We start from the raw sequence: 14,152 nt of genomic DNA on the forward strand, positions 1-14,152 counted from the left end.
GAGGTGGCCGCTGGCCAAGGAGAACTTCACGGTATGTTTTTGATTACAGCAGCAATTGAAGGGCTTAATACATTGCCCACATCCTTTGCGCTACAGCAAGATGTTGGGGGCGTTGAAAGCATCACAGAAGCACAATCTTTGGTGGTAGAGCTTTGGCATAATTTTCTATACCGCTTACCTGGGCTGGCCATAGGGCTGGTGGTTATGTTGGTATTTATTCTGCTCGCCGGACCTGTATCTAGGTTGCTATTAAAGCCGACGGCCGCATCATCGTTAACGCCTTTAATAAAGTCTGTTGCCCAACGAAGTGTAAGCTTGTTCATCATTTTATTGGGCATTTACCTATTTTTATACTTGGCAGGCCTAACGGGGTTTGCCGTGGCTGTAGTAAGCGGAACCGGCGTAGTAGGGTTAATACTAGGCTTTGCATTTCGCGATATTGCAGAGAACTTTATTTCGAGCTTACTGCTTACAGTACAACGCCCTTTTAGAATTGGTGACATAGTACAAATTAACGATTTCACAGGCATTATTCAGAAAGTTACCGCACGTGCTACCACTATTGTGGACTTTGACGGTAATCATATACAAATTCCCAACGCCACTATTTATAAAGGGGTAATTAAAAACCTAACCGCAAACCCACTTATGCGCGGACATTTTGTGTTAGGGGTGGGTTATGACGCCAATATTCAACATGCGCAAACGCTAGCGTTAGCGTTAGTTAACGCCCACCCTAATGTACTTGAAGACCCTGAGCCGCAGGTATTAATTGATAATCTCGGTGCTTCTACCTACAACGTGAAGGTTTATTTTTGGGTAAACGTGGAAGAAACCAGTGTACTTAAAATGTCATCGGTATTAATGAGGGAGCTGGTACGCAAATATACAGAAAACGGAATTAGTATGCCTGACGATGCAAGAGAGCGCGTATTTCCCCAAGGCTTACCGTTAATTACGCCTTCGCAGGAGCCTATGGCAGAGCAAGAAAAGCAGACGCCTGCTAAACAGGAACAACAGCCAGCGTCGAATGCTAAGGAGAAGCAGCCCAGCGAACGGGAAATCAACAAAGCGCAAACGGATAACGAAAGTGCGTTTTCTCTTAATAGCGCATCAAAACAGGAACACGCCAACGATGACGTTTCTAGCGAGGCTAATGAAATTAGAGAGCAGGCTCAACGAGCAAGAGATCCTGAAAGCGGCGAAAACATAATGTAGTCAACGAAAACAATCACTTCCGAACCTAACGAAATTGCACTTCGCCTCCTACCAATATTTAATAGATATTCAAAAAACAATAGGGGGTTGCTGCATCAGGCTTTCTGCAATAGTATAAAATCTTCTACCCCATTTCATTGCACCTAATGGCATTCGGTAAGCTATCATTTTTATTCGTATAGCGACCGAAAATAATAATAACCGGTACCAAGCTCATTTATTAAAAATGAAATATTAATCCATTTTTATCATTGAGAAAGTGGCAGAGGAATATTCATTTAATGAGCAAATCTCACCTGTGGGCGAAGGAGCTTGAATATCGTCGCACAGTGTTAAACGTTGTGTTGCGGGTCATCATATTCTCAGGCTCCGTCTTTGTAATTAATAACTGGTTCGAAGGCTTAAAAGTTTTAGCGTTGATTGAGCTAGCAGTAGTGCTACTTTCAATTGGTATTCTTTGTATCCACAGAAAAACGCCTCATTTAACCTTTTGGGCTTCAGTGTTTTTATTTTCTGTATATGCGGTTATTTTGGTTGGTATATATTTAGTACCATTTATTGCCGCGCTTTTTACATGGTTATTCTTAATTCCTGTACTCTCATACCTGCTTCTTGGTATTGCTTTGGGTAATGTGTTTACCAGTGTGTTTGTTGTGGCAGGTGTCGCTATTCTTTTCAACGATCAGTTTTCTGCTTCTCCTGCTATGCCCCCCATCTCAGTGGCCAACATTGGCCTATGTTTATCGGCCATCTGGGCGTTGTCGTACACCTATGAATATAAGCGTGCAGCCGTAGTTAAACGCCTACAGCAAATGGCCGCTATCGACCCACTAACCGGCTTAAATAACCGCTTGCTGCTTGAGTCTATTTTCGACATGCTTTGTGAGAGTTTGCCTGAAAAACAAAAAAGCGTTTCTATGTTACTTATCGATTTAGACCACTTTAAAACGGTAAACGACAAATACGGGCACGATGTTGGCGATAAGGTACTGATAAACGTGTCTAGCCTTATTAACGATGTGCGTAGACGCAACGACTGGGCGTTTCGGCTAGGGGGAGAAGAATTTTGCATGCTCATTCCAGATACGAGCGAGTGTCAAGGCATACAAATTGCTGAGCGCATTCGCTCGGCAATAGAAAAAACTATACCGATTGATGGCGTTGCCATCAATATTACCGTGACTATCGGTGTTTCTCATTGGCCTGCAGATGGGAAGACGTTAAACCAACTGTATAAAGTGGCAGACAATCGCTTATACGAAGGCAAGAAAAACGGCCGAAATAAAGTAATTGCTCGCGATCCCGAGTAAAGATGGGGACGGGAGGGTTTAGTGTGGTTAATTCTTCTGTATTTTAACCCATGCTTTCATTAATACATTTCGTTTTTTGCTCGGCTCATTTCAATTAAACGGCTATAGGTTCGCCGAAATTCAAAGGTCAATGCGCCGTCTAAATACAACTTTTCCAGAGGCACATCGCAACTTAAATACAGCGTAACATTTTGATCATAAAGCTCATCAATAAGACTTATGAAACGCCTGGCTTTATTATCGTTTATTGAGTAATTCACAACCCGCTCCCCAGTTGTTGTTGCTTGATCGTTACCCACACCGTCTTCCGTGCCTCTTGCTTTTATCCAATTGCGTGGCTCGGCGCCAAGCGCTGGCACATTGCTTATCATCACGATGGCAAAACGTTGGGCTATTTCCATGTAATCTAACTGAGAGCGCGGCCCATCGCACAGAGCATGAAAATCGAACCAGACAATACTGTGAAGAGATTTTTCGCTTGCGAGGGTAACCTTGATCACATCAATGTGACGCTGACATATTTTAATTTGCGTATCGCTTTGCCACGTTAAAGCGTGCTTGCAGGTAAGTTGATTAAATTGCTTGGCAATATTCACCTGGGCACTGAGCCCGATATATGTAGAAGGTTCAGTGCAAGCGGTATTGTTCGCGTGCCCCATATCGTGTAAGCGATGGTCCACCTGGCCGTTTAGATGAATCATCTGTGTGTGGCGCTGCAATAATTCTATACAAGGTAAAAACTTATGTCGGGCCAAGCCATTTTCATACAAGCGTTCGATGGGGATATTGGAAGTAGCAACCAACACTACCCCTTCTTCAAACAAACATTCAAACAAGCCCGATAAAAGCATAGCATCGCCAATATCTGATACGAAAAATTCATCAAAACATAGTACACGATACCCATCGCCTAATGATGCAGCCAGTTCTTTTGCTATCTTAGGTAAAGGGTTTTGCTGCCCACTATACGCGTTGAGCGACTGATGTATTTGCGCCATAAAACGATGGAAATGTAGCCGCATTTTGCCTTTTCTGCCTAAGCAATCGTAAAACAAATCCATTAAAAACGTTTTTCCACGGCCTACATCGCCCCAAAAATAAAGCCCTTTTACAGGCGTAGAGGGAGCGAGATTTGATGCGATGAGTTGGTGGTAAAGCCGGTCTAGTGCTTTGATCGCTTCTAGCTGACAGGCGTCTTCACATAGGGTTTTACCTATTTGAGACTGATAAACAGCCATTGGTGACGCCAAAGTGGTACCCAGGTTTTGCCCGTTAGGCATGGTAAATAACCTCAATATAAATAATAATTTAGCCAAAAATTTAGTGGCGTCTAGAGGCGTGAAACCGCTACGGGCGCTAAATTACAGCGCCCGAGAAAGTCTTGCCATAAGCGCACGTGCTCGTGCATAGCATCTTGGTATTCGCTAAAACCTTCATGCGCGTGGGTTGCAATAAATTGTTTGAATGCGGGGCTTAGGGCATCTGAGGCAACCCAGCGTTGCCATAATGGCGCTAGCTGGTAATGAATTTGGTTTAGCTTACTGCCCACCGGCTGAATTTTTTCAATAAAAAACAAATAAAATACATTTCGCAGCACCTTCGCTTTCTCACTGGCTCTACCCTTGGGGCAATTAACTGAGGCTAAGGGGCGTTTAAGCGCGCCAGTAAGTGTGGTTAATTCATTGGTTAACAGCTGTTGGGTAAGCCATAGTTTTGCGGGTAAGCGCGAGTTTGAGAGTGTACGTAGCTGCGCTTCTAAATGGTTACTGTTAAACGCACCTACCTTATCGCTTCGATGAGCAAGGCTATCTAAGTAATATAGTGCGTTTACACTGCTACTTATTTGTGAAGATGATTCTACCTCTAGGAGCGAGCTAGCGAGGCTTAGCCCCTGCTTCATTTCGCTGCTATTTTGGATAAGCTGCGCCCAAATTTGCGGCCATTGGGCGCGTTTTTGTTCGCGCCAATTGTTTATCAGGGCAGCGAGTTGTTTATTATTTTTGCTCACTTTTTCTTCACAATTAGCTAATACGGTACCTAGCTTTTGCTCATACGCGAACCGTTGTGAAGGAAGTTGTGTTTTACCTAGCACTGTATTGCGCTGGGCAACTATGCGGCCTAGTTCACAATCTTGAATAGCATAAAAATTACGTAGGTTAATATTTACCGGTGTTACATTAACCACACGCTCAGATACGCTAGGGTAACGAAGCGTATGTTTATCAGCATCAGCAGGAGCAATAGGGGAATCGAGCACGCGCGCCAGTCGAGTTCGGTATTCGTTAATATTCGCCTTTAGCCCTGTGTGACCAAAGCACCCCGAAAGCAAAACAAGGCCCATCAGCACCACGCTGGCTTTCCATTGAAATTGAAGCCGCTTACTATGTGGCGCTACCATGTAGTTTCACCCTTTTCCTTAGCCGTTAAAATTGTAGCCGTTATAATTGTAGCGGTTAAAATTTTCACCCCCTCTACGGATTATTTAAAGCGCTAAAATACCCCTACCTTTATTATACATAGCCTATTAAGCCGGTGTACCCGTATGTAAACCTCGGCCACCATCCACGTACAGAATTTGGCCAGTTACGTAAGATGCCCCTAATAAGTATTCCATGGCATGTGTGATGTCCTCGCAACTGCCTAAAGTACCCATTGGAATGCTATCTAGCATCGTGAGTTTGTCCTGTTCGCTTAACGGGCGTTCGGGCCACAAAATTGCCCCAGGGGCTATACCATTTACCCTCACATCCGGTGCCATTTCAATAGCAAGCGATTTAGTTAGCGTGGCAAGCGCCCCTTTCGCCAAGCTATATACACTATGTTTAGGAAGAGGTCGGTCAATATGCATATCAACCATATTAATAATACAGCCTTGCTGCTTTTTAAGCGTGTCAGCTAGGGCTTGAGAAAGAAATAAGGGGCCTTGCACATTACTTCCCACCAACGATGTCCAGTCTTCTTGCTGAATGTGGCCAAATGGGGTGGGGTAAAAGCTAGAGGCGTTATTAATGAGTACATCAATTTGCCCCCATTCTTTGATGCTTTGCTTCGCTAGGCGGTGTACGTCTTCAATATCTGTAAGGTTGGCGCTGATAGCTACAGCGCTATTAGCGCGTAGGTGGTTAAACCGCGTTACTTGGCTGGTGGCCAAGGCTTCAGATTGACCATAGTGAATAATGAGGTTATAGCCCAGCCGATGTAAATGTGTTGCCATTGCTAAACCAATACGTTTAGCCGCGCCCGTAACTAGGGCCACAGGAGGATGAATTGATGAAGGCATTTAAAAAGAAAACTCCGTTACTGGGATTTAACCCTTGCTATCATATCTTTGGCTTGCGCCTCATAGTGCGCCCCAAATAATAACGCGTGATTGAGGATATGGTACAACTGATAAATCAGTTTTCTTTGCGGATATTCGCTATTTTGCGGTAATAGGCTAGTGTAACCTTTATAAAATGAGGGCGGGAAGCCGCCAAAGAGTTCTGCCATGGCGATATCGGTTTCTCGGTCGCCCACATAAACAGCAGGGTCGAAAACCATAGGACTTTTTTTGCTAAAACCTATATTGCCGTGCCATAAATCGCCGTGCAGCAACGAAGGGTGAGGCTGATGCAAATGCAGCGCCTGCTGCACAATGTGAACAAATTGGTCGATATCAGTAACTATCACTCCGTTTTCCGCTAATCTTTCCAGCATACTGCCGATACGGTACTCGGCAAAAAATGAACTCCAATCAGCGCTTCGACCGTTTGACTGAATACTACGACCTATATAATTGTCGTGAGACCAGCCGTAACTTGTATAGGCGTTTACATTGTGTAGCGCAGCTAACTGTTCACCCAGTTTAAAATAGTCAGACGTGCTGCCTTCTACAAAGTGGATGTAATGCAATACCAGATATTCCATTACAGGGTGTTCCCCCTTTGTCATGCCATGGCATATAACCTTTGGGGTATGTACTGTGTTCGTTTTTTCAAGCTCTACAAGCCCTTCGGCTTCGTGGTTTAATTGTTGAGTATCGTCATACTGACGAGTTTTTACGAAATACCGATGTTTATGGTCGCGCATCACATAGCAAGTATGAGAGTCGCCCCCTTGCGCCATGTGCACGTGTTCACAAACAAATAACTCGCCAATGGTTTCAGAAATATGCTCGCTAATAAAATGCCACATACGTAGACGCGCTCCGTAGGGTTAATTCACTGATAAGTATGGGCGAAAATGGTGAAAACGCCTAAAAAAGTGAAAATGTCGCTATTAGCCAACGCAATTTCCGCCTTTGCCCATTGCAGTTGGCTTTTGAGCCGTTATAATCCGCTTCAGTTTTATTTATCTTAAAACGCCTTAAAGGTGTTAAAAACTGCCGTTGAAGTGCAATTAATGCACTCATTTATTTTATAAATACGCAAGTGGCGCAGAGTAGGCGTCACCACTGTCAAGGAATTCAAATGCCTGTTATTACCCTTCCTGATGGAAGCCAACGCGCTTTCGATAATGCTGTTTCCGTACTCGATGTTGCAAATGATATTGGCCCTGGTTTAGCCAAGGCAACCATCGCGGGAAAAGTGAATGGTGAGCTAGTTGACGCAGTCGACCTAATTGAGTCAGATGCGCAACTACAAATAATTACCGCAAAAGACGAAGCGGGCTTAGAAATTCTTCGCCATAGCTGCGCTCACTTATTAGGCCATGCAATTAAGCAATTATGGCCGAATACGAAAATGGCTATCGGCCCTGTTATCGACAATGGTTTTTACTATGACGTTGATATGGAACAAAGCCTCACTCAGGAAGACTTAGCCAAGCTAGAAAAGCGTATGCTAGAGCTGGCGAAAACCAACTACCAAGTGGTTAAAAACAAAGTAAGCTGGCAAGAAGCACGCGATGCGTTTGAAGCGCGCGGCGAAAGCTATAAAATCGAAATTCTTGATGAAAACATCAGTAAAGACGATAAGCCCGCGCTTTATCACCACGAAGAATACACTGATATGTGTCGTGGTCCACACGTACCTAACATGAAGTTCTGCCACCACTTCAAGCTTATGAAAGTTGCCGGCGCGTACTGGCGCGGCGATAGCGACAATAAAATGTTGCAACGTATTTATGGCACCGCTTGGGCAGATAAAAAGCAGCTAAAAGCGTACCTTCAAAGACTTGAAGAAGCAGAAAAGCGTGACCATCGCAAAATTGGTAAAGCATTAAACCTGTTCCATTGGCAAGAAGAAGCGCCTGGCATGGTGTTCTGGCACAACGACGGTTGGTCTATTTATACCGAGCTAGAAAGCTTTATTCGTAAAAAATTGCGTGAATACGGATATGACGAAGTAAAAGGCCCATTAATGATGGACCGTTCGTTGTGGGAAAAATCGGGGCATTGGGACAAATACGCTGAAAACATGTTCACCACAGAGTCTGAGAAGCGTGAATATGCAGTGAAACCCATGAACTGCCCAGGCCACGTACAAATTTTCAATCAAGGGCTAAAATCATACCGCGACCTACCGCTACGTATGGCCGAGTTTGGTTGCTGTCACCGTAATGAGCCTTCTGGCGCGCTACACGGGTTAATGCGAGTACGTGGGTTTACCCAAGACGACGCCCACATTTTTTGTACAGAAGAGCAGATCCTAGAAGAGGTTAGCGGCTGTATAAAGATGGTGTATGAAACCTATGCCGCGTTTGGGTTTGAAAAAATAGCGGTAAAATTGTCTACACGACCTGAAAAACGTGTAGGCGCAGACGAAATTTGGGATAAATCGGAAGCCGCACTAGCTGAAGCACTTAAAGCCAACGATATTGATTTTGAGTACCAGCCAGGCGAAGGCGCCTTCTATGGCCCTAAAATTGAGTTTACTTTACATGACTGTTTAGATCGTGCGTGGCAGTGCGGTACAGTACAGCTCGACTTTTCAATGCCGGGACGTTTAGGTTCTACCTACGTGGCAGAAGATGGCGAGCGCAAAGTACCTGTTATGATTCACCGTGCCATTTTGGGCTCGTTAGAACGTTTCATTGGTATTTTGACTGAAGAATTTGCAGGTTTTTATCCGCTTTGGCTTGCCCCACAGCAAGTGGTAATTATGAATATTACTGACAGCCAAGGCGAATATGCGCAAAAATGTGTAAAAAAACTGCAAGAAAGTGGATTTAGAGCAAAGTCTGACTTGAGAAATGAGAAGATAGGCTTTAAAATCCGCGAGCACACTCTCAAACGTGTTCCGTATATGTTGGTTGTGGGCGATAAAGAAATGGAAGCTGGCGAAGTGGCAGTACGTTCACGTCGTGGCGATGACCTAGGTAAAATGAGCCTAGAAGACTTTATCGCAATGGCCAATGCGGAAGTGGCAGAAAAGACCATTAAGTAATTTGAGGGTTTTCGTGTATACTACACGGCGGTGCTTGTCGCTGACGAAATAACAGCAGGGACAAGCAGAAGAATTAAATGTTTGGAGGAATAGCACATTAAAGGCGCTAATAACAAGGCTCAGGGCGACAAAGCCCGCATAAACGATGAGATTAAAGCCAGAGAAGTACGATTAATTGGCAAAGATGGGGAACAGGTTGGTGTGGTTTCACTTGCTGAAGCAACCCGACACGCTGAAGAAGCGAGCCTGGATCTTGTGGAAATCAGTCCGAATGCCGAGCCGCCAGTCTGTAAAGTTATGGACTATGGCAAGTTCCTCTTCGAAAAAAGTAAAGCTCAAAAAGAGCAGAAGAAAAAACAAAAGCAAATTCAGGTCAAGGAGATTAAATTTCGCCCTGGCACTGATGAAGGCGATTACCAGGTCAAACTGCGCAACCTGCGTCGCTTTCTAGAAGGTGGTGATAAAGCCAAAGTCACAATCCGTTTCCGCGGACGTGAAATGGCGCACCAAGACATTGGTATAGACCTACTTACCCGCGTTAAGAACGATTTGGAAGAAATTGCAACTTGCGAATCATTCCCTCGTCGTGTGGAAGGTCGCCAAATGATCATGGTGCTCGCCCCAAACAAGAAGTAGTAACGGTCTAAAGTTTTCAGGAATCTGCACCCTGAAACACCTTGCTGCTAAACATTAACCGACATTAAGCAACTGCACGCTAATTATGTCGATACTTAACAATGCGGAGTTTTAGCAATGCCTAAAATGAAAACTGTAAGCGGTGCCGCCAAACGTTTCAAGAAAACGGGTTCTGGCCGCTTTAAAAGCAAACAGTCTCACTTACGTCACATTCTGACTAAGAAGAGCACTAAGCGTAAACGTCACCTACGTGGCAAAAAATTGGTTCATGACTCTGATACTAAATTAGTTCAGCGCATGTTGCCTTACGTTTAAGACTTAGGAGACTGATAAATGGCTAGAGTAAAACGCGGCACTATCGCACGTGCTCGTCACAAAAAAGTCCTCAAGCAGGCAAAAGGTTATTACGGTGCTCGTTCACGTGTTTATCGCGTAGCGGTACAAGCCGTAACTAAAGCTGGTCAATATGCTTACCGTGACCGTCGTCAACGTAAACGTCAATTCCGTCAACTATGGATTGCACGTATTAACGCTGCGGCACGTCAAAATGGTATGTCATACAGCCGTTTCATTAACGGTTTGAAAAAAGCGTCTGTTGAAATCGATCGTAAGATCCTTGCCGACATCGCAGTACATGACAAAGCAGCTTTCAGCGCACTAGTCGAAGCGGCTAAAGGCGCATTAGCTTAATTATTAACTAATTAAGTTTAAGTTCTTTCGGAAAAAGGCGAGCAGGATGCTCGCCTTTTTTCGTTTTTAATGCTCAATAAACGCTATTGGAAATTGCCTTCCCGTCGGACAGAAGGCGTCCCGTATTCAAAATTTAATATGCGTTCTTGTTTATAAATCCGTTAAAAATGGTCATAAACACAATCTTTAGGTCGAACCAAAGCGACCATTGATGTATGTAGTCGAGATCGTACTCTACACGTTTTACCATCTTGTTCGTAGTTTCAGTTTCACCCCGCAAACCGTTAACCTGAGCCCAGCCGGTAATACCGGGCTTTACTTTATGGCGTAGCATGTAGCCGGTAATAATTTTTCTATATTCTTCGTTATGCGCAACGGCGTGAGGGCGGGGGCCAACTATAGACATTCGCCCTTGGAGAACATTTATAAATTGGGGTAACTCATCGAGGGAAGTACGTCGAAGAAAGCCACCAATTTTCGTTAAGCGAGCGTCGTTCTTCGTCGCTTGCTTTACAATGGCGCCGTTATCTTGAGTAGTCATACTACGAAATTTATAAATAGTAATTTGCTTACCATCTAGACCATAGCGCTTTTGTTTAAAAATTACCGGCCCCCTCGAGGTCATTTTGACCGCTGCGGCAATACACAGCATTGGAATTGAAATCATTGTAAGAATTAAACTGCTTAATATAATATCTTCGAAACGCTTGAGAATATCGTTAGCACCCTGAAATGGTGTATCGTAAACGCTCAGGGTTTGCATATTTCCAATGGTTTGCCAGCGCGCGTTTAATAAATTAAACATAAAGAAGTTTGGAACAACGTAAACGTTGGCTGTTGTGTCGCTGCATTGCTCTAAAATCGAGCGAATTCTGTTTTCTGCGCTCATAGGTAGTGCAATATATATGTAATCCACTTCATTTCGCTTGGCCATTTCAATGGCTGCTTCAATATTTCCTAGTACGGAATTTTGGAATTTATGATTTAAGCGACTCGGCTCTCTATCATCAAACATACCATTAAAGCGAATACCCAAATGTTCATTTTCGCAAATTTGCGTGGCCACGTTAGACCCTAGCGCGGTAGCACCTATAACAATAGAACGTCGCGAATTTAACCCGCTTTTTCTAATTAAAAAGAGAAACTTACGCATTACAAAGCGCCAGGCTAATAAGGCAACAAAGGATGTCGCTAACCAAACCAGTACAACCAAGGGTGGGGTTGTAATTTCTTCTACGAAAAAGTAGCCTATGGTTAGCGTACCAAATGCACTTAGCACCCAAGTAACCGCTGCCGCTCGTAGCATTTCAAATGTCGCATATCCCCGCCATGACCGATAGAGCTCCATACCCTCTGCAGCTATAAGAAAGCAGATAACATTAACCAGCAGAAATACTAGGCTTGTAGTGTCTATTAAGGCTCCGAAAATCATTGCGCATGAATAGTAAAGAAGGGTAACAAGCGAAAGGTCAGTTAATCGGTAAAGTGTTGAAAAACCGGTTTTATTTTTTACCGCCAACCCACTTCGTTTCGACTCAATAGGGTGTGATTTGATAACTTTGCTCGATTCTATTCGATTGTCCATTTTATGTATCTCTAAGTGTAAATATGGGAATAAGTTACTATTCACCCTTTGATTAGACATATAAGAGTTGGAGCGATAGTATGCGAAACGCAGATTTACTAAAGCAAGAAATATACCCTTGTTATCCTTTAGTCTAAACTATTGACTTCGCCACCCAATCGCTTTAAGAGAATTGGTTAAGTGTTAAACGATAATGCACTATTGTTGTAATTTTATTACACGAAGAAGCCGTAATTTAGATAATTCGTTATAGTAAAATAGCTAATTCCTTGTAGTATGTGTACGAGCTTTTATTTTGTGAGACATTTTGCGACCATGTACACAAACTTGAAATAATCTAGCGGTAGGTTAAGAGTTATCTATCGCTATGTTTGGCACATTAATCGCATTCAAGCATGGTAAGAAACCACAACAAGAGCGGGTCTTCTTCAATTTTCTTTAGCAGCATTTGTAATGTAACTATAAGCTATATTGCAAATTAAGAAGTATGTTTGGGAGTCAACCTTATTTCTGAAGTCATCATCGCATGTTATTTTGCGATAGACTTAATGACTTTGATGTTAATCGAAGGAGAGAAAATGTTTATACGGAAGAAAATTTACTTGGCTGTTTCAGCAACTTTTGTAATGTTTAGCGCATCAGCGCAACAAGAAGCAGGGCGGATTGAATATGGAAGTTTCGACATTATACCGACTTTCAATACTTCACTTAGTTATTTAGACAATATTACCAGAACTACCGATGAAGACGCCAAGATTAACAGTTGGAGAGCGGTATTTGCACCAAAGGTTGTATTAGCTACCCAAGTAAACAATAACCCCGTTGAAATTGGCTATCGTATCGCGCGTGGTGAATTTTTAACAAGTACAGATGATGACTATACTGATCATTTTATTACAGCAAGCGGTGATTTTGAATTAAACAGTCGTCATCGCTTAGATGCCTCTGCGCTGTATGAGGATGGCCATGAAGCTCGTGGTACCGGCTTATCTATAGGTACGGGTGAAAATCTCAGTTCTCCCGATACATATAAGAGTAGCTTGATTGATGTGAATTATAGCTATGGAAGCCTGACTTCAGATGGCATGCTTACGTTTTCAGTTTCAAGAAATACACTGGATTACGACCGAGAAGAAGAGAGTTACCTAATTAGAGACCGCTTTATTAATAAATTTGGCGGTGAATTTAGCTATAGGGTTGCTCCATCTACTTTTTTGGTATTCGACGTGGCTAAATCATACGTTCGCTATGATTACCAACCAGCAGATGACGCCAGTCGAGATAGTGATGGTATCCGTATTCTAGTAGGTGCTAGGTGGGAAAGTACAGCCGCCACTACAGGTTTTGCCAAAGTGGGGTACCAGGAAAAGGATTTTGAATCTCAAGATAGAGATAATTTTTACGGAACTGATTGGGAAGTCGGTGTAGACTGGCGACCTTTGGAATATACAACCTTCCGCTTGTCCACAAGTGCCGACACTAGAGAAACAAACGGCGAGGGGAACTTCATAAGAAGCCGGAATTATTCGGCTTCATGGAATCACGATTGGTACGACTACTTGTCAACATCTGCCGGGGTAACTTTTCAAGATAATACATATACTTTGAGTGGCCAAGATGTCGCTGAACGTAATGATGACTTCACTATTTTGAGCTTATCTGCAGACTATAGTGCACGGCGTTGGCTAAATATATCAGTCTTTTATGAGTACACAGATCTTGCAAGCAACCGCGATACACTAGGTTACGATACAAATACTGTGGGTGTGGCATTTGAGGTTACTTTGTGAGAATACTAGCAAAATTGGCATTATGCGTTGTTTTATTGTTTTATTTTCAGTCTAGCTGGGCTCAACAAGGAAACCTGAGTATGAGTCAATATCAGTTGGGCTCTGGCGACAAGATTAACATTACCGTTTTTGGGCAAGAAGATTTGTCTATGGAAATAAGACTACCCGACGTAGGAACGGTGAACTACCCTTTTTTAGGCGAGATAAAAATTGTAGGTTTGACAACTGCTCAAGTTGAAGAATTGATTTACAACGGGCTGAAAGGAGATTATTTGGTTGAGCCTTCCGTCTCCGTAACCTTTCTAGAGTATAGGCCCTTTTTTATAGACGGCGAGGTTAAAAGGCCAGGGGGGTATCCCTACCAGCCAGGTTTGTCAGTGAATAAAGCGGCTGCCCTAGCGGGAGGATATACTGACAGAGCGTCTAAGGATGAGGTGATAGTAGTTCGAGAAAAAGATGGTGTAACTCGAGAGCTAAACGTGAATGTGTCGGATATGATACAGCCGGGAGATATAATCACTATTAAGCAGCGTTTCTTTTGAGAATACGAGAGTAAAG

The 14,152-nt window shown here is 43.3% G+C and carries 13 protein-coding genes; 8 read left to right on the plus strand and 5 right to left on the minus strand.

Going from position 1 to position 14,152, the window contains the following annotated elements; translation table 11 throughout:
- The first annotated feature begins 33 nt into the window (after positions 1-33).
- Together GTH32_RS01830 and GTH32_RS01835 are read left to right on the plus strand one after the other, a co-directional pair.
- On the plus strand, positions 34-1,218 hold the full coding sequence (locus GTH32_RS01830) for a mechanosensitive ion channel family protein (protein ID WP_163083539.1): 1,185 nt from the start codon (positions 34-36) through the stop codon (positions 1,216-1,218).
- 281 nt (positions 1,219-1,499) lie between these two features.
- Positions 1,500-2,528 (plus strand): GGDEF domain-containing protein, encoded by a 1,029-nt coding sequence (locus tag GTH32_RS01835; RefSeq protein ID WP_163083540.1) that lies wholly within the window; start codon positions 1,500-1,502, stop codon positions 2,526-2,528.
- Between the two features lie 59 nt (positions 2,529-2,587).
- Here the strand turns inward: GTH32_RS01835 and zapE are convergent, their stop codons facing one another.
- The 4 genes from zapE to GTH32_RS01855 all read right to left on the minus strand — a co-directional run bounded on the left by zapE (position 2,588) and on the right by GTH32_RS01855 (position 6,701).
- On the minus strand, positions 2,588-3,808 hold the full coding sequence (zapE, locus tag GTH32_RS01840; protein WP_163083541.1) for a cell division protein ZapE: 1,221 nt from the start codon (positions 3,806-3,808) through the stop codon (positions 2,588-2,590).
- A gap of 50 nt (positions 3,809-3,858) precedes the next feature.
- Entirely contained in the window at positions 3,859-4,926 is a 1,068-nt protein-coding gene (locus tag GTH32_RS01845; protein WP_163083542.1) for a DUF3080 family protein, read from the minus strand.
- A 126-nt stretch (positions 4,927-5,052) separates the two neighbouring features.
- Positions 5,053-5,808 (minus strand): pteridine reductase, encoded by a 756-nt coding sequence (locus GTH32_RS01850; protein ID WP_163083543.1) that lies wholly within the window; start codon positions 5,806-5,808, stop codon positions 5,053-5,055.
- Positions 5,809-5,825: 17 nt separating this feature from the next.
- Positions 5,826-6,701, minus strand: a complete 876-nt coding sequence (locus GTH32_RS01855; RefSeq protein ID WP_163083544.1) for a fructosamine kinase family protein — start codon at positions 6,699-6,701, stop codon at positions 5,826-5,828.
- A 275-nt stretch (positions 6,702-6,976) separates the two neighbouring features.
- Here GTH32_RS01855 and thrS point away from each other — a divergent pair, with 275 nt between their 5' ends.
- The 4 genes from thrS (at position 6,977) to rplT (ending at position 10,219) form a co-directional block, all read left to right on the plus strand.
- Complete coding sequence (gene thrS / locus GTH32_RS01860; protein ID WP_163083545.1) at positions 6,977-8,893, plus strand: threonine--tRNA ligase; 1,917 nt, start codon at positions 6,977-6,979, stop codon at positions 8,891-8,893.
- Between the two features lie 96 nt (positions 8,894-8,989).
- The gene (gene infC / locus GTH32_RS01865; RefSeq protein WP_163083703.1) at positions 8,990-9,529 is read left to right on the plus strand and encodes a translation initiation factor IF-3; all 540 of its coding nucleotides are present in this window, start codon (positions 8,990-8,992) and stop codon (positions 9,527-9,529) included.
- A 117-nt stretch (positions 9,530-9,646) separates the two neighbouring features.
- On the plus strand, positions 9,647-9,844 hold the full coding sequence (rpmI, locus tag GTH32_RS01870; RefSeq protein ID WP_044056810.1) for a 50S ribosomal protein L35: 198 nt from the start codon (positions 9,647-9,649) through the stop codon (positions 9,842-9,844).
- Between the two features lie 18 nt (positions 9,845-9,862).
- Complete coding sequence (gene rplT, locus GTH32_RS01875) at positions 9,863-10,219, plus strand: 50S ribosomal protein L20 (protein WP_012518092.1); 357 nt, start codon at positions 9,863-9,865, stop codon at positions 10,217-10,219.
- Between the two features lie 133 nt (positions 10,220-10,352).
- Here rplT and GTH32_RS01880 read toward each other — a convergent pair whose 3' ends face one another.
- Complete coding sequence (locus GTH32_RS01880) at positions 10,353-11,804, minus strand: undecaprenyl-phosphate glucose phosphotransferase (protein WP_163083546.1); 1,452 nt, start codon at positions 11,802-11,804, stop codon at positions 10,353-10,355.
- Between the two features lie 578 nt (positions 11,805-12,382).
- Between GTH32_RS01880 and GTH32_RS01885 the strand changes: the two genes are divergently transcribed.
- Complete coding sequence (locus GTH32_RS01885; RefSeq protein ID WP_163083547.1) at positions 12,383-13,594, plus strand: outer membrane beta-barrel protein; 1,212 nt, start codon at positions 12,383-12,385, stop codon at positions 13,592-13,594.
- Positions 13,595-13,596: 2 nt separating this feature from the next.
- Positions 13,597-14,136 carry a polysaccharide biosynthesis/export family protein gene (locus GTH32_RS01890; protein WP_343033378.1) on the plus strand — a complete coding sequence of 180 codons (540 nt, stop codon included), beginning with the start codon at positions 13,597-13,599 and terminating at the stop codon, positions 14,134-14,136.
- The last annotated feature ends 16 nt before the right edge of the window (positions 14,137-14,152 follow it).

The sequence above is a fragment of the Alteromonas profundi genome (genome assembly GCF_010500865.1).
Classification (GTDB): domain Bacteria; phylum Pseudomonadota; class Gammaproteobacteria; order Enterobacterales; family Alteromonadaceae; genus Alteromonas; species Alteromonas profundi.